21 protein-coding genes are annotated in these 24,144 nt (G+C 48.2%); 16 read left to right on the forward strand and 5 right to left on the reverse strand.

Going from position 1 to position 24,144, the window contains the following annotated elements; translation table 11 throughout:
* Nucleotides 1-109 precede the first annotated feature (109 nt).
* From H9Q77_RS01910 to manA (H9Q77_RS01945), 8 genes are all read left to right on the forward strand, one after another.
* Nucleotides 110-1,558 carry an ABC transporter substrate-binding protein gene (locus tag H9Q77_RS01910; RefSeq protein ID WP_118693210.1) on the forward strand — a complete coding sequence of 483 codons (1,449 nt, stop codon included), beginning with the start codon at nucleotides 110-112 and terminating at the stop codon, nucleotides 1,556-1,558.
* Between the two features lie 92 nt (nucleotides 1,559-1,650).
* A complete protein-coding gene (locus H9Q77_RS01915; RefSeq protein WP_118551044.1) occupies nucleotides 1,651-2,661 on the forward strand; it encodes a carbohydrate ABC transporter permease in 1,011 nt (336 codons plus the stop codon).
* A gap of 1 nt (nucleotide 2,662) precedes the next feature.
* Nucleotides 2,663-3,529, forward strand: a complete 867-nt coding sequence (locus H9Q77_RS01920) for a carbohydrate ABC transporter permease (protein WP_249326421.1) — start codon at nucleotides 2,663-2,665, stop codon at nucleotides 3,527-3,529.
* A 20-nt stretch (nucleotides 3,530-3,549) separates the two neighbouring features.
* Nucleotides 3,550-4,734, forward strand: coding sequence for an AGE family epimerase/isomerase (locus H9Q77_RS01925; RefSeq protein WP_283244802.1), 1,185 nt, complete (start codon nucleotides 3,550-3,552; stop codon nucleotides 4,732-4,734).
* A complete protein-coding gene (locus tag H9Q77_RS01930) occupies nucleotides 4,728-5,903 on the forward strand; it encodes a glycoside hydrolase family 130 protein (protein WP_118547837.1) in 1,176 nt (391 codons plus the stop codon). The genes H9Q77_RS01925 and H9Q77_RS01930 overlap by 7 nt, the downstream gene beginning before the upstream one ends.
* Before the next feature lie 25 nt (nucleotides 5,904-5,928).
* The gene (locus H9Q77_RS01935; protein ID WP_249326422.1) at nucleotides 5,929-6,951 is read left to right on the forward strand and encodes a glycoside hydrolase family 130 protein; all 1,023 of its coding nucleotides are present in this window, start codon (nucleotides 5,929-5,931) and stop codon (nucleotides 6,949-6,951) included.
* Nucleotides 6,952-7,001: 50 nt separating this feature from the next.
* The gene (locus tag H9Q77_RS01940) at nucleotides 7,002-8,168 is read left to right on the forward strand and encodes an SGNH/GDSL hydrolase family protein (protein ID WP_249326423.1); all 1,167 of its coding nucleotides are present in this window, start codon (nucleotides 7,002-7,004) and stop codon (nucleotides 8,166-8,168) included.
* Between the two features lie 80 nt (nucleotides 8,169-8,248).
* Nucleotides 8,249-9,184, forward strand: coding sequence for a mannose-6-phosphate isomerase, class I (manA, locus tag H9Q77_RS01945; protein WP_118693211.1), 936 nt, complete (start codon nucleotides 8,249-8,251; stop codon nucleotides 9,182-9,184).
* Nucleotides 9,185-9,250: 66 nt separating this feature from the next.
* Here the strand turns inward: manA (H9Q77_RS01945) and H9Q77_RS01950 are convergent, their stop codons facing one another.
* Nucleotides 9,251-11,314 (reverse strand): hypothetical protein, encoded by a 2,064-nt coding sequence (locus H9Q77_RS01950; RefSeq protein ID WP_118693212.1) that lies wholly within the window; start codon nucleotides 11,312-11,314, stop codon nucleotides 9,251-9,253.
* Entirely contained in the window at nucleotides 11,314-11,736 is a 423-nt protein-coding gene (locus tag H9Q77_RS01955) for a response regulator (RefSeq protein WP_118547832.1), read from the reverse strand. Before H9Q77_RS01955 ends, H9Q77_RS01950 begins: the two co-directional genes overlap by 1 nt.
* A gap of 186 nt (nucleotides 11,737-11,922) precedes the next feature.
* On the opposite strand from H9Q77_RS01955, the gene H9Q77_RS01960 reads away from it, so the two are divergent.
* From H9Q77_RS01960 to manA (H9Q77_RS01970), 3 genes are all read left to right on the forward strand, one after another.
* Complete coding sequence (locus H9Q77_RS01960; RefSeq protein ID WP_249326424.1) at nucleotides 11,923-12,639, forward strand: LytR/AlgR family response regulator transcription factor; 717 nt, start codon at nucleotides 11,923-11,925, stop codon at nucleotides 12,637-12,639.
* A 130-nt stretch (nucleotides 12,640-12,769) separates the two neighbouring features.
* Nucleotides 12,770-13,960, forward strand: coding sequence for a sensor histidine kinase (locus H9Q77_RS01965; RefSeq protein WP_330596017.1), 1,191 nt, complete (start codon nucleotides 12,770-12,772; stop codon nucleotides 13,958-13,960).
* A gap of 213 nt (nucleotides 13,961-14,173) precedes the next feature.
* Nucleotides 14,174-15,109 carry a mannose-6-phosphate isomerase, class I gene (manA, locus tag H9Q77_RS01970; protein WP_249326426.1) on the forward strand — a complete coding sequence of 312 codons (936 nt, stop codon included), beginning with the start codon at nucleotides 14,174-14,176 and terminating at the stop codon, nucleotides 15,107-15,109.
* 28 nt (nucleotides 15,110-15,137) lie between these two features.
* Here manA (H9Q77_RS01970) and H9Q77_RS01975 read toward each other — a convergent pair whose 3' ends face one another.
* Together H9Q77_RS01975 and H9Q77_RS01980 are read right to left on the reverse strand one after the other, a co-directional pair.
* Entirely contained in the window at nucleotides 15,138-15,404 is a 267-nt protein-coding gene (locus H9Q77_RS01975) for a TIGR04076 family protein (protein WP_118547828.1), read from the reverse strand.
* Nucleotides 15,401-16,228 carry a pyridoxamine kinase gene (locus tag H9Q77_RS01980; RefSeq protein ID WP_118551037.1) on the reverse strand — a complete coding sequence of 276 codons (828 nt, stop codon included), beginning with the start codon at nucleotides 16,226-16,228 and terminating at the stop codon, nucleotides 15,401-15,403. Before H9Q77_RS01980 ends, H9Q77_RS01975 begins: the two co-directional genes overlap by 4 nt.
* A 222-nt stretch (nucleotides 16,229-16,450) precedes the next feature.
* Here H9Q77_RS01980 and H9Q77_RS01985 point away from each other — a divergent pair, with 222 nt between their 5' ends.
* From H9Q77_RS01985 to H9Q77_RS02005, 5 genes are all read left to right on the forward strand, one after another.
* Nucleotides 16,451-17,071: an NUDIX hydrolase gene (locus H9Q77_RS01985; protein WP_330596018.1), complete on the forward strand. Its 621-nt coding sequence runs from the start codon at nucleotides 16,451-16,453 to the stop codon at nucleotides 17,069-17,071.
* 266 nt (nucleotides 17,072-17,337) lie between these two features.
* Nucleotides 17,338-18,075: a GTP pyrophosphokinase gene (locus H9Q77_RS01990; RefSeq protein WP_249326427.1), complete on the forward strand. Its 738-nt coding sequence runs from the start codon at nucleotides 17,338-17,340 to the stop codon at nucleotides 18,073-18,075.
* 4 nt (nucleotides 18,076-18,079) lie between these two features.
* Nucleotides 18,080-18,949, forward strand: a complete 870-nt coding sequence (gene metF, locus H9Q77_RS01995; protein ID WP_249326428.1) for a methylenetetrahydrofolate reductase [NAD(P)H] — start codon at nucleotides 18,080-18,082, stop codon at nucleotides 18,947-18,949.
* 167 nt (nucleotides 18,950-19,116) lie between these two features.
* Entirely contained in the window at nucleotides 19,117-20,892 is a 1,776-nt protein-coding gene (locus tag H9Q77_RS02000) for an ABC transporter ATP-binding protein (RefSeq protein ID WP_249326429.1), read from the forward strand.
* A complete protein-coding gene (locus tag H9Q77_RS02005) occupies nucleotides 20,879-22,558 on the forward strand; it encodes an ABC transporter ATP-binding protein (RefSeq protein ID WP_249326430.1) in 1,680 nt (559 codons plus the stop codon). The genes H9Q77_RS02000 and H9Q77_RS02005 overlap by 14 nt, the downstream gene beginning before the upstream one ends.
* A 60-nt stretch (nucleotides 22,559-22,618) precedes the next feature.
* Here H9Q77_RS02005 and H9Q77_RS02010 read toward each other — a convergent pair whose 3' ends face one another.
* The gene (locus H9Q77_RS02010; protein WP_249326431.1) at nucleotides 22,619-23,992 is read right to left on the reverse strand and encodes a sodium-dependent transporter; all 1,374 of its coding nucleotides are present in this window, start codon (nucleotides 23,990-23,992) and stop codon (nucleotides 22,619-22,621) included.
* Nucleotides 23,993-24,144: the final 152 nt, after the last annotated feature.

Raw genomic sequence — 24,144 nt, forward strand, 5'->3', positions numbered from 1 at the left:
AAAGCAAGAATAGTTGATGATTAATTAATATGGTTATGTATAATTAAATTAAGTTACAAAACAGCAAACATCATCAAATGTAACAAACATTATTAAGGAGGATTTCATTATGAAGATGAAAAAGTTTTTAGCTCTTTCCACAGCATCTGTCATGGCATTGTCCATGGTAGCATGTGGAAACACAGACAACGGTGCTGCTGAAAGCAGTGCAAGTACAACCCCTGCAACCGCAGAAGCTTCTACGGAAGCAGGAACCGCAGAGGCAGAGGTAACCGGTCTGAATTACGCAGAGCTTACTTTGGGTGAGGATTACACCGACATTACCACGACCATTAAGGTCCTGACTAACCGTACCGACCTGTTAGAGGACGGCGCAGCAGTTCCTTTCCAGACTTACATTGATGCATTCAACGAGATGTATCCCAACATCACTGTTGATATTGAAGGTATCACCGACTATGCAAGTGACACATTGCTTCGTCTGCAGGGTGGTGACTGGGGCGATGTTATGTTTATCCCCGCAGTTGACAAGGCTGACTTAAGCACATACTTCCTTCCTCTTGGAACTACTACCGAGATGGACGGACAGCTGAACTACTACAACCAGATGTACGAAGGCACTGTATACGGTGTTCCTTACACCGCAGGTGTTAGCGGTGGTATCGTATATAACAAGGCAGTATTCGAAGCAGCAGGAATCACTGAGATGCCTAAGACTCCCGAAGATTTCATCGCAGCATTAAAGCAGATCAAAGAGTATGACAGCTCCATCATTCCTCTGTACACCAACTACGCAGCTGGCTGGGCAATGGGCGGCCAGTGGGATCCCGCTATCAGCGGCAGTGCTACCGGAGACAGCACTTATATGAACCAGAAGTTACTGCACACAGCCAATCCTTTTGCTGATCCCGGCGACGGAACAGGCGCTTACAACGTATACAAAGTAATGTACGATGCAGTTGCTGAAGGCCTTACCGAGGAAGACTACTCCACCACGGACTGGGAAGGTTGTAAGGGTATGATCAACAATGGTCAGATCGCTTGCATGGTTCTTGGCTCCTGGGCAGTTCCTCAGATGAAGGAAGCTGGCGACAACGCTGACGACATCGCTTATATGCCTTTCCCTATTACCCTGACCAGCGGTAAGCAGGCAGCATCTGTAGGCCCTGACTACAGCTTTGGTATCAATGCAAACACCACCGAAGACAATCAGGCAGCAGCTCTGTGCTTCGTTAAGTTCATGACAGAAGAATCCGGATTCTCCTATGACTGCGGCGGACTTCCCGTTGCTATCAAGGATACCAGATTACCGGATTTCTACGCAGCATTCAAGGGTATCGACTTTGTAGTGGATGAGCCTGCGATCGAAGGCGAAGAGGATCTGTTAAACGAGCTGAATGCTGAAAGTGGTCTTAACATCAACAACAACGGTGAGACCAAGCTGCAGGAGCTGGTAGAGTGTGCAGCAGATGGCTCCAAGACCTACGATGAGATCATCGACGAGTGGAACGAAGAGTGGACTTCCGCACAGGAGAGCTGTGGTGTAGAGATCCAGTAATTAATAGGTAACTAATTTAATCTTCTGAAGTGAGAGGGAACCATTTATCCGGTTCCCTCTTATCTAAGAGAGAAGGGCATGGAGGTATTTCGATGGGTGCAGAGACAATGAAGAAAACAAAAAAACCCTTCAGCATGAAAAAATGGGTAAAGAGCAGGAACGGACAACAGACCATCGTCATACTGTCCTTCATGATCATTCCCCTGCTTTTGCTGTTCGTGTTCACCTATCTTCCTTTTGGAGAGATGGTAAAATTCAGTTTTTATAAAATGAAATATGCTACCCCGGTAGACAAAAGACAGTTTGTAGGATTTCGGAACTACATCGACGTATTTAAGAAAGATGAATGCTTCAGTGCTTTGAAGCTGAGCCTTTATTACATGGCAGGCGCAATGGTGCAGCTGGTACTTGCGTTGTACCTGGCAACGATCCTTAGCTTTAAGACCAAGTTTGGCAATATGTTCAAGGGATTCATGTTCTTCCCTTATCTGATCAGTGGTATTGCCATTGGATTTATCTTCAAATTCTTCTACACCAGAGGATTTGTATTCGATACGGTATTACAGTGGTGTGGATTTAACTTAGAAAGTCTTCCGTTCTGGCTGAAGGACAAGAGCGTTAACAATATCTCTTTGGTGGCTTCCTCGGTATGGCGTTATTACGGCAACAACATGGTACTCTTCATCGGTGCCATCATGTCCGTGGACTCCGAGATGTACGAGGCAGCAGAGCTGGACGGTGCCAATAAATTCCAACAGTTTATACATATTATTTTACCCAGCATTAAGACCATCGTTACGCTGAACGTGATCCTGTCTATCACAGGTTCCCTGAGTGCTTTCGATCCTCCTTACGTTATCACCAAGGGTGGCGGCGGAACCGCAACCTACTTCGTATTGATGGACAAGATCGCACATACCAACCAGCAGGTAGGTCTGGCGTCTGCTATGGCGGTGGTACTGTTACTGATCATTTTTGCAGCAACAATTTTACAAAAGCTTTTCTTCAAACTGGTATTTAGAAGCTCCGATGCGGATAATGAAGAATATACCAGAAGAAAACGGCTCAGAAGAGAGAGAAGATGGAAGAAGGAGGCAGTGTAAAATGGCAAAGATGAAAACTAACCACAAACATTACAGCGCAGGCGCTGTCATCTGGATCGTTATTAAGTATTTCAGCCTGGTATTCTTCTCCTTCGTGGCACTTTTGCCCATCGTATCCTGCGTCATCACGGCGTTCAAGACCGATGCAGAGTACCAGAGCACCAATGTAATGACCCTGCCGGAAAGCTGGCTGAACTTCCAGAACTTTATTGATGCTTTTAACCGCGCCAACATGGGCAGAGCATATCTGAATTCAGCGATCATCCTGGTATTTGTACTGTTAGGCTCCGTCCTGGTGGGAACACAGCTCGCTTATGTACTGAACCGGTTCAAGTTTCCCGGCAACGGACTGATCCGCAGCCTGTTCCTGTTCGCAACCCTCCTTCCCGGAATTGCCATGCAGGTATCTGTGTATCAGATCATGAGTAACCTTGGATTTATCAATCATCTGTATGGTTATATCATTATGAGTATGGGTACGGATGTTATCTCCATCTACATCTTCATCCAGTTCATGGAAAACATTTCGGTATCGTTGGATGAATCTGCATTTATCGACGGAGCCTCCTATTTTACCATTTACTGGAAGATCATTCTTCCGCTTCTGAAACCCGCTATCGTAACTTCGATGGTGCTTAAGGGAGTAGGCGTATATAACGAGTATTATTGCGCCAGTCTGTATCTGCAGGACAAGAGGACTCTCGGTGTGGTAGCAACCTCCCTGTATACCTTCACCGGACCTCTTGGAAGCAAATACAATCTGATCTGTGCAGGTGTACTGATGTCTCTGCTGCCCGCTCTGATCGTATTCCTGCTCTGTCAGAAACAGATCTACAGTGGAATCACCTCCGGCGCTGTCAAGGGTTAATACAAAGGAGAGTGCGGAACATGATGAACATAGAAACAATGAAAATGCGGGAAGAAATTAAAAACCATCTGACAGAGGGGATCATTCCTTTCTGGAAAGGAATGAGAGATGACGAGTTCGGCGGCTATTACGGCTACCTGGATTATGATCTGAATCTGGATAAAAAGGCAGAAAAGGGCTGTATCCTGAACAGCAGGATCACTTGGTTCTTCTCCAATGCGTATACACTGTTAAAAGACGAAAGCCTGCTTGATGAGGCAAAGCACGGATACGCTTTCCTGAAAGACTATTGTCTTGACAAAGAATACGGCGGAATCTACTGGTCCTTAAATTACGACGGAACACCGAAGGATACCACAAAGCATACGTACAATCAGGCATTCTGCATTTATGCACTATCCTCCTATTATGAGGCAAGTGGTGACGCAGAAGCACTGGAACTGGCGAAAAAGCTTTTTACATTGATCGAAACAACCTGTATGGATGAGGTGGGCTATCTGGAAGCATTCACCAGAGACTTTAAACCGGAATCCAATGAGAAATTGTCGGAGAACGGTGTCCTGGCAGACAAGACCATGAACACCCTGCTTCATGTATTTGAAGCTTATACGGAGCTGTACCGGGTATCCGGTGATGAAAAGGTGCGCAGACGCCTGCTTTGGATCATGGATCTGTTCGCTGAAAAGGTTTATAATCCCAAGCTGCACAGACAGGAAGTGTTCTTTGATAAGTATTACAATACCATTCTGGATCTGCATTCCTATGGTCACGATATTGAGACCGCCTGGCTGATCGACAGAGGCTGTAAGGTACTGGATGATCCGGAACTGACACAGAAGATGCATGTCATCACCAAAGACCTTACCGCGCAGATCTATAAGGTGGCATTCGACGGACACTCTCTGGCAAACGAATGTGACAGAGGTGTCGTGAATGTGCACAGAGTCTGGTGGGTACAGGCAGAGACTGTGATCGGTTTCTTAAACGGCTATGAGAAAGAGCCTGAGAAGAAGGAATATCTGGAAGCAGCCGAGAAGGAATGGGCATTTATCCGGGATCATGTGATTGATAAGAGAGCCGGTTCCGAATGGTTCTGGGAAGTGGATCCGGAAGGAAATCCCTATCCCGGCCGTCCTATCGTGGAGCCTTGGAAGTGCCCTTACCATAACGGCAGAATGTGCATGGAGGTTATGAAGAGATGTTAGAGCGTTATTACATAGAGAAAGAGAAGCAGGAGAAATTGCTTTCCCGTAAAAATGTAAAGTCCGATTTCTACAACGGTATTTACGACCGTTATGAATATCCGGTTCTGACCAGAGAACATATTCCCCTGACCTGGAGATATGATCTCAATCCCAAGACCAATCCCTATTTCATGGAGCGTCTGGGAATCAATGCGGTCATGAATTCCGGAGCCATTGAATTAAACGGCAAGTATTATCTGGTAGCCCGTATCGAAGGTAACGACAGAAAGTCTTTCTTTGGTGTGGCGGAGAGTGACAACGGTGTCGATGGATTCCGTTTCTGGGATTATCCCATTCTGTTAGATGACACCTGCCCGGAAGAGACCAATGTCTATGACATGCGTCTCACCAAACATGAAGATGGTTACATCTATGGTGTGTTCTGTTCCGAAAGCAAGGATACCTCCGTAAATGATCTGTCCGCAGCAGTAGCGGCTGCAGGCATTGTAAGAACTAAAGACTTAAAACACTGGGAGAGACTGGAGAATTTAAAGACCCTTCGTTCTCCCCAACAGAGAAATGTAGTGCTGCATCCGGAATTCGTGGATGGCAAATATGCTTTCTACACCAGACCGATGGATGATTTCATCGAGACCGGAAGTGGCGGAGGAATCGGTTTCGGACTGTGTGACGATATCACTCATGCAGTGATCGACGAAGAGCGCATGACCAGTCTGCGTAAATATCACACCATTACCGAGGCCAAAAACGGTGCGGGCGCTACCCCCATCAAAACAGACAGAGGTTGGATACATATCGCACATGGAGTACGTAATACCGCAGCCGGTTTACGTTACGTTATTTATGCTTTTGCCACGGACTTAAAAGACCCGGCAAAAGTGATCGCAGAGCCTTCGGGTCTGCTGATCGGTCCCAGAGGGGAAGAGAGAGTGGGAGATGTTTCAAACGTAGTATTTACCAATGGCGCAATCGCGAATGAGAAGGGGGAAGTCTTTATCTACTATGCATCCAGCGATACCCGCATGCACGTAGCGACTACTACCATAGATAAGCTTGTGGATTATGTATTCAACACCCCTTCCGATCCCGGAAGAAGCGTGGAATGTGTGGCACAGAGATGTGAACTCATTCACAAAAATGAAGAGTTCTTAAAACAGGAAGCAAGATAAATAATACAGAAATGAGGTAACCTGAATGAGCAAGGTTAAGATGATCAGCCCTGCAGTACCTAATGTACCCTGGCAGGATAAACCCGAAGACCATACCGGAGCACCGGTATGGAGATATAGTGAGAACCCTATTATTGGCAGAAATCCTGTAAAAGGAGTAGCCAGAATCTTCAACAGTGCCGTAATGCCTTACGGTGATGAATTCATCGGCGTGTTCCGTGGGGAACAGGTCAACGGTATTCCTTATATCTACATGGGACGCAGCAAAGATGCAATTCATTGGGATTTTGATAAAGATAAGATTCAGTTTGTAGATGAAGAAGGCAAGCCATTTATGCCGATCTACGCTTATGATCCCAGACTGGTGAAGGTAGAAGATACCTATTACATCATCTGGTGTCAGGATTTTTACGGCGCAGCCATCGGTATTGCTAAAACTACGGATTTCAAGACGTTTACCAGAATCGAGAATCCGTTCCTCCCCTTTAACCGTAACGCCGTACTGTTCCCCAGAAAAGTACACGGTAATTTCATGATGCTGTCCCGCCCTTCCGACAGCGGACATACGCCCTTCGGTGATATTTTCGTCAGTGAGAGCCCCGATATGGTATTTTGGGGCAAACACAGACATGTGATGGGAAAGTCTTCCGAATGGTGGGAGTCCTTGAAGATCGGTGGCGGTGCAGCTCCCATTGAGACCTCTGAAGGGTGGCTGCTGTTCTATCATGGTGTGAGCGGAACCTGTAATGGTTATGTCTATTCCATCGGTGGAGCAATCCTGGATATTGACAACCCGTCCATCGTAAAATATCGTTGTGAGAACTTCCTGCTGACACCGGAAGAGTGGTATGAGGAGAGAGGATTCGTACCGAATGTATGCTTCCCATGCGCTACCATTCATGATTCCGAGAGCGGCAGGATCGCCATTTACTATGGCGCAGCAGACAGCTACGTAGGGCTGGCGTTTACGACCATCGATGAAGTGGTTGACTATATCAAAGAACACAGCGTGGTCACAACAAGCGATACAGAAGAAGGCAGAAGATAGAATCGAGGGACCCGCGATGAGCGGGTCCTTTGCGGTTTTGGAGACAGCGTATGATGGAAAGCTATTTAAAATGTGAAGAATGTGCGGGAAATGTTATTGATAAAGAGGCCGGTATCTTAAACCGTGGTAATCTGGGCAGACTGAAAAATTTCCTGAGCCGGGCAGCCCAAGGGGAGAGACTGACGGTGGGATTCATCGGCGGATCCATTACGCAGGGATTCGCAGCGACGGAGCCGGATCAATGCTATGCTGCAAGAACCGTTGCATGGCTTCGGAAAGTGTTCCCCAATACGGAATTCGATTACGTGAATGCGGGAATCGGAGCTACCGATTCCCAGTTCGGCGCGGCGAGAGTACAGGAAGACCTGCTTCCGCGGCTGCCGGATCTGGTATTTGTAGAGTTTTCCGTGAACGATCACAGTACGCCGCATTTCTGCGAGACCTACGAAGGCCTGGTGAGGCAGATTTATGGCAGTGCGAGCGCACCGGCAATGGTGCTGATCCATAATGTCTATTATGATACTGGTAAAAGTGCTGCATACTATCATGCGCAGATCGGGAGACATTATGATCTGCCCTGCATCAGTATGCAGAACAGCATCTATCCCGCTGTGGCGGCCGGAAGACTGCCGGCAGAGAAGATTACGGCAGATTTTCTCCATCCCAATGATCTTGGTCATGAATTCATGGCATCTGTGATCACGAATTTCCTGGAAAAGGTAATCCATGATAAAACGCAAGAGCCGCAGGAAATTTTTCCGGCTCCGCTGACAGAAAATGCCTATGAGCATTGCGTGAGACTACAATATTTTAATTCCACACCGGAGAAGAGCGGTTTTGAAGAAGATATGACACCGCAGAGAGATATCACGGATATTTTCCGAAACGGATGGAGCGCCGGGGAAAAAGGAGCTTATCTGGAGTTCACTTTCCGGGGGACCGGTGCCGCCGTGCAATACCGCCGAGTGAAGGACGGACCTGCACCCATTGCCACAGCAGTGGTGGATGAGAACCCTGAGACGGCGTGCGTGTTGGACGGAACCTTCGATGAGACCTGGGGAGACAAAATGCAGCTGACAACGGTGGCAGAGCACCTGCCCTATGGGGAACACCGGGTACATGTGGAGATCACGGAGACCCATGCGGAAGACAAGGCAGAGTTCTATCTGGTGTCGGTGATCGTGTCCGGGGTGAGGGAAGAAGGTAACACGAAATGATTGACAGCACCGTAATGTTGAGCTATTAGTATAAATAAAAATGTATCACGGACAGATTCAAAGAAAGCAGGAACAGGAGCATGAATAAAGATATTATATTTTTAAATCCGGTGTGTACCCACAATATCTGGGGCGGTACCAGGTTAAACAGAGAATTTGGTTATTCCATCGAAGGAGATGACATCGGCGAGTGCTGGGGCATCAGCGCCCATCCGAGTGGAGATGGTACCGTGAGAAACGGAGCCTTTCAGGGAATGAAGCTGTCAGAACTGTGGGAGAAGCACCCCGAGCTGTTCGGAAACACGGGAATGGATCGTTTCCCTCTGCTGGTCAAGATCATTGATGCGAAGGACGATCTCAGCATTCAGGTGCATCCGGATGACGCTTATGCGAAGGTACATGAGAACGGATCCCTGGGCAAAACAGAGTGCTGGTTCATCTTAGACTGTAAGGAAAATGCTACGCTGGTGGTTGGACACAACGCGAAGACCAGGGAAGAACTGGAGCAGATGATCCAGGAAGGAAAGTGGAAAAAGTTCATCCGTGAGATCCCTATTAAGCCCGGTGACTTCATCCAGATCGATCCCGGTACCGTACATGCCATTAAGGGCGGTACACTGCTTCTTGAGACCCAGCAGAGCAGCGATATTACCTACCGGGTGTATGATTATGACCGACTGAGTAACGGCAAGCCCAGACAGCTGCACATCGCACAGAGTATCGATGTGATCACGGTTCCCGCAAAATCCGCAGAGAACAGTGTGGTGCATACCGAGAAGAAGGACGATGCCATTCAGCAGCTGATTCAGTGCCCTTACTACACCGTATACCGCATTGATGTGGAACACCGTGTGGAGACCTGGCAGGATAAGCCTTTCGTCCTTATGAGCGTGGTAAAGGGAGAAGGCACCCTGAACGGTACTCATTTAAAAAAGGGCGATCATCTGATCCTGCCCGACGGCTACGGCAAAGTAGAATTACAGGGCAGGATGCAGATCATCGCATCTACGATCTAAGTTTACAGCAGATAAAAATCCGGTAAATGATAGCTGTCTTCAAAACTGATTTATCTTCAAACTGATTTATTTTCCAAGTACAACAGATAGCTTGATTTCTTTTTCTGTTTCGCTCAGGTCGAGATCACCGCCGTCGGAGACGGTCACGCGCAGCTCATAGAGCACGCCGTCTGTCAGCTCCGTCACATTTGCTCCGGTCTCGTCTGTGAGTGACCACAGTTCAGAGCCAACCTTTTCCAGCTTGCCGTCTGCACCATAGGCGTAGAGGGTCAGATCGGAGGCACTGCCGGACAGGTTGTTCATGCGGAAGGCTACCATGGTGTTGGGATGCACGTTGCAGATGGTCGCGGTGTTGTGCCAGCTTGCAACCGTACCTTCACCGCCATCCTGCGCAAACTGATCCTGCGAAAGAACATTTCTTGCCGCCTGATCAAGATCAACCTCACGGTACGGAAGCTCGGGCAGGTACACAAAGCGATCCTGCAAACGCAGCAGTTCCAGATAGCCTGTCGGGCAGTAGAGCGTATTTCCGTTGCTGCCGGTGTACATGCCGATGGCCATATTATTGTAGCCGTATTTGTTGGACACATCCATCGTGAAGACGGTTTCGCCTGTTGCAAAGTCCAAAATAATGTACTGCCACATGCCGGTATCCAAATCCTGTACGTAACCGTAGATATAGCCTGTTGCAGTGGAGAGCTTCATGATCGCCGTGTCGCGCAAATCGTTCCGGCTCCAGACGCTCTTCATTTCATAGCCATCGGCGGTTTTTAGGGTGTCCACCCGCTCAACGCCCGGGGCGATCATAACATTACCCTTCATCAGCCAGTTCTGGTCATAAATGTTGGCGTAGCTCTGAATCGAAGAGTCATTGTCGGGGTCGGCAAGACCTGCGTTACCAGCGCCGAACCAGTTGCAGACGATCGTGCTGACGGTGCCTTCACCGTCGTCATAAACGATTGCAGAGTTCTCAACCGCCACCTGATACCCATCGGGCAGATCATCCAAAACAGGCATGCTGGCTACGACCTCTCCGGTCTTCATGTCGAGCGCAAGAAGCTTAACGGGGTCTGCGTTGTCGGTGAACAGTACAAGGTTTGGTGTCAGTGTGGGCGAGCAGCCGCCACCCCAGGCAAGGCCGCCGCCGGTAGTCTTATCGCCATCATGACTGACCTTCGCACCGACACTCTCATATGGCGTGCACCACACAACGTTCACACCTTCTTCCGCGCGCAACAGATAGCAGTTCTGGTTCGTCAGAATGACCGCACCGTCTTTGGAGGCAGCAATGCCGTTTTCTGCGCCCTCGCCAAGGGGCAGCCCGTAAACAAAGACAGCCTTTGAAAGATCGGTTTGTTCGCCATTCAGAATCGATTCTATCGCTGTGTGGGCAATGTAGCCGAGAACACCCTGCTGCTGCCGCTCGGGATAGATTCGGAAGCCGCCGGTGGCGAACCAAAGATTTCCGTCGTAGTCAAAGACCACGGACAGAAGATTTTGTGTCAGCTCTTTGCCGAGCGCGGTCTCAGCAGCTGCCTTGATATCGATATCCAGAACCTTTTCAAATTCCGGAATGACGCTGCCATCTTCCTCTGTCGTACGCAGTATCAGTACATGGTTGTTGCTCGTCGGGCAGACGACACGGTTTTTAGAGTCAAGGAATGTGTAGGAACTCTGGATGACGTAACCGCCGCCATCATGTTGCATCGGTGAAAAATAGCCGAGCGTCTTCGTCTCTGTTGCATTCAGATCACGGATGGCGATGCCGCCGAGCAGTGGCACGACCGCGTGACCGTAGTTGTCAAAGTAAATCGCGGGTGAGGCGTTCGGGTTCGTTGTCTCAAAGGAAACATTGATTTCCGGATAGATGCCGAGCGGCAGAATTTCATCCGTTGAGTCGGTGTTGTAGCCGTCGTGATGGATGTTTGCATCACTTTTTGCCATATAAGGGTTTTCATCCACGTGTTTGGGTTGTAAAGCCTTCACGGGCAGTGCACCGGATAACGGTGCAGAAGATGTTGTTTCGTCCTCTGCCGGTGTGGGCGTTCCACCACAGGCCGCCATAGACAGGCACAGTGTTCCCGCCAGAAGAAAGCTAAATACAGAATAAATCTTTTTTCTCTTTTTCATCAATAATCCTCCTCATTGTTATGTTTGTTGTGATCCGCTCGGAATAAGGCAGACGTTTTTTTCCCATCTAACCATGTAGAAAGTCCCTGCTGAAACGCTTCTTCTGTTATTGGCTCTAACAGAAAATAGTCTACACGCAGCCGAAACGCATGTAGGGAAAAATCCAGATCGCTGCACCAGATGATGCGCATTTCGGGAAAAAGCGTCCGCAGATGCTCCACCGCATTCAACCCTGCTACCCCCGGAAGTGCGATCACAGTGCAGGTTGGCGCATTTATACGCGCCACATCAAAGAACAACTCCTGCCCACGGTAACAGTCCATTTTGGGAAACAGACCGCGTTCAAAGCAGAACCGTGAAAGCTGCTCTATATAAAAGGCTTCCTGTGTTTCACTACTTGTCAGCACGGCAATGTGGTACACGGCACTCCCTCCTTTCTGCCGTCATTGATGCTTTCTGCTTGTCAGTATACGGATATGCAAACGCTTTTCAAGCCGTTTGGCACGAAACCCTCAATTCCGTCACGAAATCTGAGTTTTTCATTGTGCCGGTGTTGGACAGGTATGATATAATTTAGTTGGAATTTTTTACAAAGGAGTCAGTCCGATATGAGAATAGCAATAGTGGATGATATCGAGACCGAACGTGCGCTGTTGAAAATGCGGCTTGAGCGACAGCTGAGCTTGTACGGTGTAGAGACGGAGATCTTAGAATTTGATAGCAGCGAGAGCTTTCTTGCAGCAGAAAAAGAACGGCACTTTACTGTGGCATTTCTGGACATTTACATGAAAGGATTAAGCGGCATGGATGCCGCAAAGGAACTTCGGAAGACGGATGCAGACTGCGTTCTGATCTTCACCACAACATCTACCGATCATGCACTGGAGGGCTTTCAGGTGCGGGCATTTCACTACCTCGTGAAGCCCTTTTCCGAGGGAGAACTTGCCGGTCTGGTTACTGAAATGCTCGCTAAACTTCCGCGTCCGGAGCCGATTCTGACGGTGAAAGTCAGTGGCAGCGACGTTCGCCTTCGCTATAGGGACATTATCTATGCCGAGCATTTTGCTCATATGATCAACATCCGCACGACTGCCGGTAAAACGCTTGCCACGCGGCAAAGCTTTAAGGCATTTACCGAGCCGCTGAAAAAAGATCCACGCTTTTTTGTCTGCGGCCGCGGCGCGATTGTCAATTTAGAACATGCCGCTGATTTTCAGGCCGCCGCTTTCTGCATGACCGACGGCAGCCGCGTATATGTCAACCAGGAACTTTTGAAGCCTGCCAGGCAGGCATTTATGGAATTTCTGTTGCAAGGGGGTGTATGAGATGAAAGATATTCTGCGTCCGATCCTGGAGTTGTCCGTTGTACTCCCCGGTCTTTTACTTGCATATTTCCCTGTAAAATCCTATCTGAAGCAGTCCCCCGGAAAACTTGCCGCCCGGATTCTCCCACTGATGGCAGGATTGTGTATCGGTGCTGGGATCATCTGCTATCAGCTTCATGCTTCCACTGCGTCTGCCCTGGCAGGGATCACATTGCTTGCAATTGGGCTATATACCGGAACACTCCAAATCTCCCTCTGGAAATCCGGAACAATTGCACTGACTGTCTGCGCAGTGTTTGCATGCATCAACAGCTTGTCCCGAGCTATCAGCGCTGCGATTGCTCTGCATATGCAGCTGCCACAGGACGAACCATGGTTCTGCCTTGCAGCCTGTGTATTTTATAATGTTGTTTGCTGGATTTTGGTGCTGACAGCGCTCTATCCGTCAACCCATGCAGTTCGTGTGATGGTCGAGGACGATAATTTTGCGCAAACATGGTATGTGTTCTGGGTTTTGCCGCTGGTGTTCATTTTTTTGAACCTTTTTATGATCCCGCGCTATCAGACGACGCTTAGGACCGGTCGTGTATTACAGGGCTATATTGTGATAAGTATTGCACTTCTTTTGCTTTTGCTCTTGTTCAACGCAATTTTCCTGCTAATGGCCACCAGTCTCAACCGCAACGCGAGATTACAGCAGGAAAACCAGCTTCTTTTCCTGCAGCAGCAACGCTATGAGAATCTCAAAACCGCCATCGAAGAAGTGCGGCAGGCGCGGCATGATATGCGCCATCAACTGAATCAAATTTCCGCACTGGCTGAGACCGGCGATCTGGAAAGATTGAAAAGCTACCTTGAAAAAAACATTTCCCGCATCCCGGATCTCGGTATACACTTCTGCGAAAACCATGCAGCAGATAGCGTCATCGGTTATTATTGTGCCCTGGCAAAGCGCGAAGGCATTCCCTTTTATGCAAAGCTCGATCTGCCGCAGACTCTTCCGGTCGATGAGATCAACATGTGTCTGGTCTTGTCCAACTTGTTGGAAAATGCGCTCGAAGCCAGTATCCGCACTGCACAAGACAGACGGCAGATCAAAATCACTGCATATCTGCATGCCGAGCGGCTGCTTCTGATCGAAGTGGAGAATGCCTATGACGGCGAAATCAGGGAGAAGGACGGTGTTTTTCGATCCTCCAAACGAAAGGGAAACGGCGTCGGCATCCAGTCTATCCAACATATTGCAGAAAAAAGCGGCGGTGCAAGTACGTTTACCTATCAGAATGGTGCTTTTTCCGCTAAAGTTATGCTCTGTGGATAAATGCACATTTCTGCCGGCCGGATCGCTATGATGCATGCAGACACCGCAGAGAGACATCACGGATATCAAGGCAGAATTCTATCTGGTGTCGGTGATCGTGTCCGGGGCGAGGGAAGAAGGTAACACGAAATGATTGACAGTACCGTAATGTTGAGTTATTAATATAAATAAAAATGTATCAGGGACAGATTCAAAGAAAGCAGGAACGGAATTATGAATAACGATATTATATTTTTAAATCCGGTGTGTACCCACAATATCTGGGGCGGTACCCGGTTAAACAGAGAATTCGGGTACCCCATCGAAGGAGACGATATCGGAGAGTGCTGGGGTATCAGCGCCCATCCCAACGGAGACGGTACCGTAAGAAACGGAGCCTTTCAGGGAACGAAGCTGTCCGAACTGTGGGAGAAGCATCCCGAGTTGTTCGGCAATACGGGAATGGATCGTTTTCCGTTATTGATCAAGATTATTGATGCAAAGGACGATTTGAGCATCCAGGTTCATCCGGATGATGCTTATGCGAAAGTGCATGAGAACGGATCTCTGGGAAAAACAGAGTGTTGGTTCATTCTGGATTGCAAAGAAAATGCTGCACTGGTGGTCGGACATAACGCAAAGACGAAGGAAGAACTGGAGCAGATGATTCATGAGGGCAAATGGAAGGAGTTCATCCGAGAGATTCCCATTAAGCCCGGTGACTTCATCCAGATCGATCCCGGTACCGTACATGCCATCAAGGGAGGCACCCTGCTCTTAGAGACCCAGCAGAGCAGTGATATCACCTACCGTGTGTACGATTACGACAGACTGAGTAACGGCAAGCCCAGACAGCTGCACATCGCCCAGAGTATTGAGGTCATTACTGTCCCTGCCAAATCCGCAGAGAACAGCGTGATACACACGGAAGAAAAGGAAGATGCCATCCAGCAGCTGATTCAGTGCCCTTACTACACGGTATATCGCATCGACGTGGAGCATCGCATGGAGACCTGGCAGGACAAGCCCTTTGTGCTGATGAGCGTGGTAGAAGGCGAAGGCACCCTGAATGGTACTCATTTAAAAAAGGGCGATCACCTAATCCTGCCTGATGGATATGGTAAGGTGGAATTGCAGGGGAAGATGCAGATCATTGCATCGACCATCTAGAAAATGAAAAGCGGCTCGCCGGAGCCGCTTATTTTTCATCAATCCTTTCAATTTTAAACACATTCAGCGTATCCACATCCGGGCAGGCAAAGATAGCGGTTCCCTTCGGATTTCCGGGGATTTCTCCACCATACCGGAGAATATCTACATAAGGAAACGCCACATGCATTGCCATGGGGCACAGGTTGCCGCGTTCTGTGCCAAAATCATAAGAATCGCCGATTTTATGTCCCCTGTGGCAGCCTTTTGTTCCTTTTTGGTCAATTAATGTAATCTGAATTCTGGGTCTGCTCATTCGTCCAATACCTCCAAACAGGTTTCTAAGGGGATTCCCTTGAATTTATCTGCATTCTCCGCATTTTTCATAATCATTGTCCGTACGGCATTCATTGCTTTATGTGTTGCGGTCTGCAAAGTCTCACCGTTCAATATTTTGGCCATAAAGATGGCAGAGAAGATATCGCCGGTACCCGGAAAACGAACCGGAATCTCATCAAAATCAATTTGAAAATACTTATTTTCTATATGGTCATACCCCATTACAGCTTTATTCACGGAATCTTTTACAATCGCACTGGTGATCACTACGGACTTTGTGCCCAATGCTCGCAGTGCATCAATCATTTTATGATAGTCTTCCTTGGTGATGCCGTCTGCTTCATAGGCGGTTCCCGTCAGATAACAGGCTTCCGTGTAATTGGGCACAATATAATCTGCCACGGAGATCAGCTTTCGCATCAGTTCCACCGTTTCTTCTGACATGCCGTTGTACAGCTTTCCATCATCGCCCATGATGGGATCTGTGAATACAGTGACGCCCTTAGCTGCATTCTCGATGCAGAACTCCGTGATCATCTGCGTCTGCTCTTTTGATACGATAAAACCGGTAGAAATGGCATCAAACTGAAAATCAAGGGCTTTCCATACACCCAAAGTGTTCTTCATATACTGTGTGGTATCCAGAATATCGAATTTTCCGTAATCCAAAGTATTGGATACGATTGCTGTGGGGAGATTGTAAGTCTCGTATTTCAGATAGGACAATACCGGAAGCATTGCAGATAATGCCACTTTGCCGTATCCCGCCAGATCATTGATCAATAACACTTTTTTTGCCATTTGTTTTCTCCTGTGTTCTCTGTAGTTTGCCGGACTTGAGTTTTATTATATACACTTAACGATTCGTGCGCAATATAGTATAATGAGCGCAAGAGAGCCAGAAAGCTGCTGGCAGATTTCTGGCGAACGGCGAATTTGATCACGATAGCTGCAAAGCAGCGTAGAGCATCGGAGATGCGAATCGTGATATAATGGACTCACCGGACAGTTTAAGGGGGATTGATGATGAATGATGCATGGTTAGATTTCGCAATTCGTATTCAAAGCATTGCGCAGGCAGGACTGCAATACGGAAAAGACAAATACGATATAGAACGTTATGAAGAGCTACGCAGAATCTCGGCGGAAATGATTGCTGTAAGGACAGATATTCCCGTTGCCAAGGTTTATGATCTGTTTTGCAACGAAACAGGTTACCAGACCCCAAAAGTGGATACGAGAGCTGCTGTATTTGTGGATGGGAAAATTCTGCTTGTTCATGAAAACAACGGTACATGGTCGTTGCCCGGTGGCTGGTGCGACGTTGACCAGTCGGTTGCTTCGAATACGGTAAAGGAAGTAAAAGAGGAAACGGGCTTTGCCGTGACGGCAGAAAAGCTGATCGCTGTTCAGGACTGGCGTAAGCATAATGTGACAAACTATGCATACGGAGTGGTTAAAATCTTCGTGCAGTGCAAATACGAAAGCGGTGAATTTGAAGACAATATCGAAACGACCGGCATTGCATTTTTTGATGAGGACACGCTCCCCGAAAATCTTGCGGTGGAAAAATGCACCAGGGAGCAGATACTGATGTGTTTTGCGGCACTGCAAGATCCGAATGCACCGACAGTGTTTGATTAAAGTGTATTAAGCTGTTTTGTTTATGTGATGAAATCATCAAGATTCAATGAAAAGGGGGATTGATTTCTCAACCCCTCATAATGTATAATCTACTTAGAAAGGTGGTCGGAGGTGAAAATTCCGATTCGCCCTCAGTTAAATGTTAGAAAAGAAATAGCATTCACTTTGGACGGTGGGATGCTATTTCTTTTTAGTATTATCGTCACCATGTCTGTCGATAAAAGATATTGATTAAAAAAATAGACAATAAAAGGGTAAGTTATATTATGGATACACTCAGAGATAAATTTTTCAAACAGCATTTATTATCGGATCAATTCCTGGATCTGATCGAGAAAAACAAGCGCCCCATGGACGAGCTGATGTCGTATTATCAGTGTGCCATCATGGAGGTGGAGACGAAATTCAAGGTATTGAATCAGGAGTATTCCCTGGAATACGACCGGAATCCCATCGAAGGGATTAAGACCAGAGTGAAATCGTATGACAGTATTCTGCGTAAGATCCGCCGGAAAAATATCCCTATGACTATGGAAGGCATCGAAGAGAATATTCGCGATATTGCCGGAGTCCGGGTCATCTGTTCCTTCCCGGACGATATTTATGAGCTTGCGGAGAGTTTTCTGCGACAGGATGATATCACACTGGTGGAACGCAAGGACTATATCAAGAATCCCAAGGAGAGTGGCTACCGGAGTCTGCATCTGATCGTGCAGGTGCCGATCTTTTTGCAGAATACGAAAAAGCTGGTCTATGTGGAAGTGCAGTTCCGCACGATTGCCATGGACTTCTGGGCCAGTCTGGAACACAAGCTGCAATACAAGAAAAATATTCCGGAGAGTCAGGCAAAGTTCCTGAAGGATGAGCTGTATGACTGCGCACAGCAGAGTGCAGCGTTGGACAAACGGATGCAGAATATCCGGAATATCATTGCGGAAAGTAAAAGCGAAGAAGAGGCAAAACAGGATTTCCTACCGGTTTTTATGCGGGATGAGAGAGGCTAAAAACATGAAAATCAGAGATATTTTATCACAGGATACAGCAACGATTTCTTTCGAGGTATTTCCTCCGAAGAAGAGTACGGATTTTGAAAATGTGGAGAAGGCAGCGTTAGGAATTGCGGCTTTGCAGCCGGCATATATGAGCGTGACCTACGGAGCGGGCGGCAGCACGAAGGGACATACGATCGCGCTGGCCAGTGAGATTCAGAGGAAACATAACGTGCCTACAGTGGCACATTTAACCTGTGTCTGCGCAGAAAAAGACAGTATCCGCGCAGCACTGGACGAAATGAAGACGGCAGGTATTGAGAATATCCTGGCACTCAGAGGTGACATTCCGAAGGATTTTGATGGTGAGGTGTTTACCGATTTTACCCATGCTTCGGATCTGGTGCGTTTCATCAAAGAGAACGGAGATTTCTGTGTGGGCGGTGCCTGTTATCCGGAGGTGCATCCCGATTCTGCGAATAAGAATGCGGATATTCAGGGGTTAAAGGCAAAGGTGGATGCCGGGTGCGAGTATCTGACGACCCAGATGTTTTTTGATAACAATATCTTTTTCAACTTCATGTACCGTGTCAGAGAGGCAGGAATCACGGAGCCGATCATTCCGGGGATCATGCCCATCACCCGCGGCGTGCAGGTGAAGAATGCCGTAAAACTGTCCGGCTGTAATGTGCCGGAGCGCTTCAAAAATATCGTAGACCGTTTCGGCGATAACCCGGAAGCCATGAAACAGGCAGGTATCGCCTATGCCACCGATCAGATCATCGATCTGCTGGCGAACGGTGTAAAACATATCCATGTCTATTCCATGAATAAACCGGATGTGGCGGCAGGGATTCAGCGGAACATTTCGGAGATTTTGAAGGCCTGAGATGGTAATCAAATACATTGACAGACGAAAAAGATGTACTATTATCTAAATCAGAGATAGTACATCTTTTTATGTAGTGCTGAGGAAAGAAGCAGAATTGATGGGTGACGTGAGAAGGACAGGGGTTGTCAATGCGGAAAAATGTGTGGAAGAAGGAGCCGGAGAGGATGAAACAGATATCTGAGGCAGCGAAAAAGGATCAAATCCTGTATTATTTCAAAACCCAGTGGCCGGTGCTGCTTGCAGTCACGTTCTCCGGCCTGATCTATAACCTCGGACTTCTGGCAGGACCGTGGTTCGAGGGTCGGATGACGGGATGCCTGGTGGATATTCTGGGCGGGAAGGCCGGATACCGGGATATGCTGGTGCTGGTGACGGCATATGTGATATCTATTGCCATCGTGCAGATTGCCCGTTATATCAAACGTTTTTATGTCAGACGTTTTGCCAATAATGTAAATCGTGACATGAAAGAGATCCTGTACCGCAGCCTGGTGCACAGAAGCCGTGCCGAACTGGAAGAAGAGGGTGTCGGAAATGTGATGACCAAGGCAATCCTGGATGTGGACGACTGCGCGGAGGGTATGCGGAAATTTACCACAGAGATCTTCGATACCGGTGTGGCACTGGCGGCATATGTGGGAATGTTGTTATTCTATGACTGGCGGCTGGCAATCTTAGGCATGCTGTTTTTACCGGTATCTTATGTGCTGGCGGAAAAGATGAAGCGTAACGTGCAACGCACCGGAACTGCTTATAAGGAGCAATCCGGAGATTTAAGTGCCGCAACACTGGACAGAGCCACTAACGCTATCACTTACCGTGTCTATGGCAGAGAAAAAGAGCGGAAGCAGGCCTATGAAGCGAACCTTACCGATTATGAGACATCTGCTGTGAAGGCCAATATCTGGAGTACTGCGTTCCCCCCGCTGTACCGGATCATCTCCATGACAGGAGTATTGTTTATCCTGTATTTCGGCAGCAGAAATGTGCTGGGAACAGGCTGGAAAATATGGGATGTGGCAGCCTTTACCACGTTTTTATCCTGTTTTTTGAAGTTAGCCGTGAAATCTTCTCATGCCGCGAAGCTATTCAATGCAGTACATAAAGCCCAGGTCTCCTGGAAGCGCATCAAGCCACTGATGAAGGAAACCACTTATGAGGACGATAGCCTGGTACAGGAGTCGGGAACGCTGGAAGTATCGGATGTAAGCTTCGCTTATCCCGGCAGAGAGAAGATCTATGAGGACTTCAATCTGTCAGCCACTCCGGGACAGATCATTGGTGTCACCGGCGCAGTGGCGTGTGGTAAATCCACATTGGGAAAGACCTTCCTCTGTGAATACCCTTACGAAGGAAGGATCTGTTTCCACGGCAAAGAATTATCCGGGATGACCAAGGCAGAGCAAAACGGCATGGTGGGATATTTAGGACACGATCCGGAGCTGTTCAATGATAGTGTCCGTAACAATATACTGCTGGGCGATGATGACGATCCGGAGAAGTATCTGAAGGCAGTCTGTTTCGACGGTGAGGTGGCAGAGATGGAAGAGGGTATGGACACCATTGTGGGAAATGGTGGCGTCCGACTCTCCGGTGGACAGGCACAGCGGCTGGCATTGGCGAGAACCCTGTGCCATAAGCGTCCGGTCCTGATCCTGGACGATCCTTTTTCCGCACTGGATCGCAAGACGGAGGAAGAGGTCTTTGCCAATCTGCGGAAGATGGCAGCGGACAGTATCGTGATCCTGTTGTCCCATAGGCTGTATCTGTTCCCTGAAATGGATCAAGTGCTGTGGATGGAGGATGGAAAAGTGACCGCAGGAACCCACGAACAGATCCTTGAAACGTTCCCGGAGTATGCGAGACTGTATGAAGCACAGGCGGATGGCGCTGATGTACACAGTACGCAGGAGGGAGGTCCGGATCATGCAGAAAAATAAACAGATGCAGAAAAATAAGAAACGGAATGTGAAAAATGTCCGCAGCGTGATCCGTCAGACTTTGACAGGCTATACAGGACTGTCGCTGGGAATCCTGTTGGCAGTCGCAGGTGCCATTGTAACCGCACTTTTGCCGCCCTGGATTCTGGGAAGTATCGTGGATACGATCACCGCAGGAAACACAGTTCCGGTTGCATTGGTGATACTATATTTTGCTTTTACGGTGCTCACTGGACTGACCGAAAGCCTTCGGGAAGGTTTGCTGACGGTCTTCGGTCAGAAGATCACCCACGCACTGCGGAGCAGCATGATGGAGAAATACACGAATCTGACGGCAGGGGAACTGACGAAGCAGGAGCCCGGTACTATCGTATCCCGGTTCGTAGGAGATGTGGATACGGTGGAGAACCTGTTTACCTCCGGAATCATCAGCATGTTCGCCGATGCCTGTAAGATTATAAGTATCCTGGTGGTGATCTGGTTAAAAAACAGAGGACTGGCGATTGTACTTTTGGTTCTGTTACCATTTCTGTATTGGTTCACCCGGACGGTGCAGAAAAACATGCTGAAAGCCCAGATCGAGAACCGTCATGCTGTGGGCAGAGCCTCCGGACATGTGCCGGAGACGCTGCACAATATCCGCACCATTCATACGCTGGGAAAAGAGCGTTACATGGAGCAGCGGTATGATGAATATATTGCGGAGAGTTATCGCGCGGTAGATCGCACGAATTTCTATGATGCTATTTATTCCCCGGTGATCCTGATCCTGAATGCTGTTGTGGTGGCTGTGGTGATGCTGTTCTCAGCCTTCGGCAATGCCAAAGTGCTGACTCTGTTTGGAATGTCAGCCGGTACAGCGGTAGCTGTGATCAACTATATTTCACAGATATTTACTCCTGTGGAGAGTCTGGGAATGGAGATTCAGACGATCCAGTCTGCCATTGCGGGCGTGCACCGGATCAATGAATTCTATGCCCTGGAGGAATTGCCGGAGAGAGTACGGAATTTGGAGACTCCGGCGACCACAGAGGAAGAGACACCGTTTGTGGAACTGCAAAACGTGACCTTTGCTTATGAGGATGACAGCCGTAAAATCCTGCATCACTTAAGCTTCAAAGTGTATCCCGGAGAACAGGTGACGCTGTCCGGAAGAACCGGGGCAGGGAAGAGTACGGTCTTCAAACTGTTGTTGGGACTCTATCAGCCGGGAGAGGGTAAAGTGCTGATTCAGGGAAGAGATGCTTTTCAGATTCCGGAAAAAGAAAAGCGCAGCCTGTACGGCTATGTGGAGCAGACTTTTCACAGAGTACCCGGTACCGTGAAGGATCAGATCACGCTGTATGACGATTCTTTTACTATGGAAGAGGTACGGGAGGCTGCAAGGATTGCGGGACTGGATGCGACGATAGAGCAGTTGGAAAAAGGCTATGACACGCTCTGTACTTCGGAGATTTTCTCTCAGGGACAGTGGCAGCTCTTATCCATTGCCAGAGCCGCCGTGGCGAAGCCGAAGCTTCTTCTGCTGGATGAGATTACGGCAAATCTGGATGCCCAGACTGAGGAAGAGGTGCTGCAGGCACTGAAGCGCGCCGCGGAAGGAAGAACGGTAATCTCGATTTCACATAGAGTGAACGCGGAGATAGGACGGATTATTGACATATAATAAGAACAACCCCACACTGTGTTCACACAAGCGTGGGGTTTTGTTTATGACTCTGGGATCTTACATGGAAATAAGTCCAAATGCATTTGCTACAGAACTTAATAAAATAATGGCAGCAAATACCGGGCAGAGATACTTGATCATGAAGTTGAATATCTTTTTGCGGCGGAAAGCGGATTCTCCGTGCATGACTTCTTCTTCCACAGCCTTTACACCGATGACGCGGGATACCAGCAGACAGATGGTGATGGCAGCGATCGGCATCATCACGGAGTTGGTCAGGAAATCGAAGAAATCAAGGAACTGCATGCCGATGATCTTCACAGCACCAAGCGGTCCGTAACCCAGTGAGGATAACGTTCCCAGTGCCAGCATGATCACACCCATGATCACGGTAGATTTTTTACGACCCCAGCCAAGCTCGTCCTCGAAAGTAGACACAGCACTTTCGGTAAGGGCAATGGAGCTGGTCATGGCTGCGAACAGTACCAGTACGAAGAACATAATACCTACGAAGGTGCCCATTCCCATGCTGTCGAAGACTTTGGGAAGTGTGATGAACATCAGGGAAGGACCGGCCTGTAAGGTATCGGGATCTCCACCGGAGAATGCGAACACGGCGGGAATGATCATCAGACCTGCCATGATGGCAATAGCGGTATCGAAGATTTCTACATTTTTCGTGGAACCTTCAATGGAGACATCTTTTTTCATATAAGAGCCGAAGGTGATGAGAATACCCATGGCAATGGACAGAGAGTAGAACATCTGCCCCATGGCAGCGACCACTGTCATCCAGGAGAAATTCGCGGGATTCGGGATCAGGAAATACTTCACACCGCTCAGTGCTCCCGGTCTGGTAACGGAATAGACTGTGATGACCACGGAGAGCACTACCAGGATCGGCATCATAATGCGGGATACGCGCTCGATACCGTTGCGGACACCGGCGTAGATGATGCCCAGCGTACACAGAGTGAATACGATAAAGCACAGCTCAGTAGAGACACCATTGGAAATAAACGTGGAAAAATAACCGTCTGCTGCCAGATCATGTCCGTGACCCTTGGCATATTCCACCAGATATTTGATCACCCATCCGCCGATGACGGAATAATAAGGAACGATCAGAATAGGAATAATAGCGTTGATCCATCCGCCGAAGGACAGCCATTTGGATTTTCCGAAGGTATGAAAGGCCCCCACGGGACTTTTACCTGTCATGCGTCCCAGTGAAGTCTCTGCCACGATCATGCTATAACCGAAGGTAAGCGCCAGAATAATATAGATCAACAGGAAGATACCGCCGCCGTATTTGGCTGCCAGATACGGGAAACGCCAGATGTTGCCCAGGCCTACGGATGCTCCGGCAGCCGACAGGACGAAACCGATCTTGCCGGAAAATGAACTTCTTTTATTATTTTTGTGATTCATAGTTTAATCTCTCCCACACTTAATATTTTGTCACAAGTAGATTAAGTGTAACACAGAAATATAGGAAATACAAAGAAAAAAACATTTTGGTAAATGTCACATAATTTCTCCATGCTTTCCACATACTACCCACACAGCACAATTATGGAAAG

This window comes from Simiaoa sunii (assembly GCF_014337175.1).
Taxonomy (GTDB): domain Bacteria; phylum Bacillota; class Clostridia; order Lachnospirales; family Lachnospiraceae; genus Acetatifactor; species Acetatifactor intestinalis.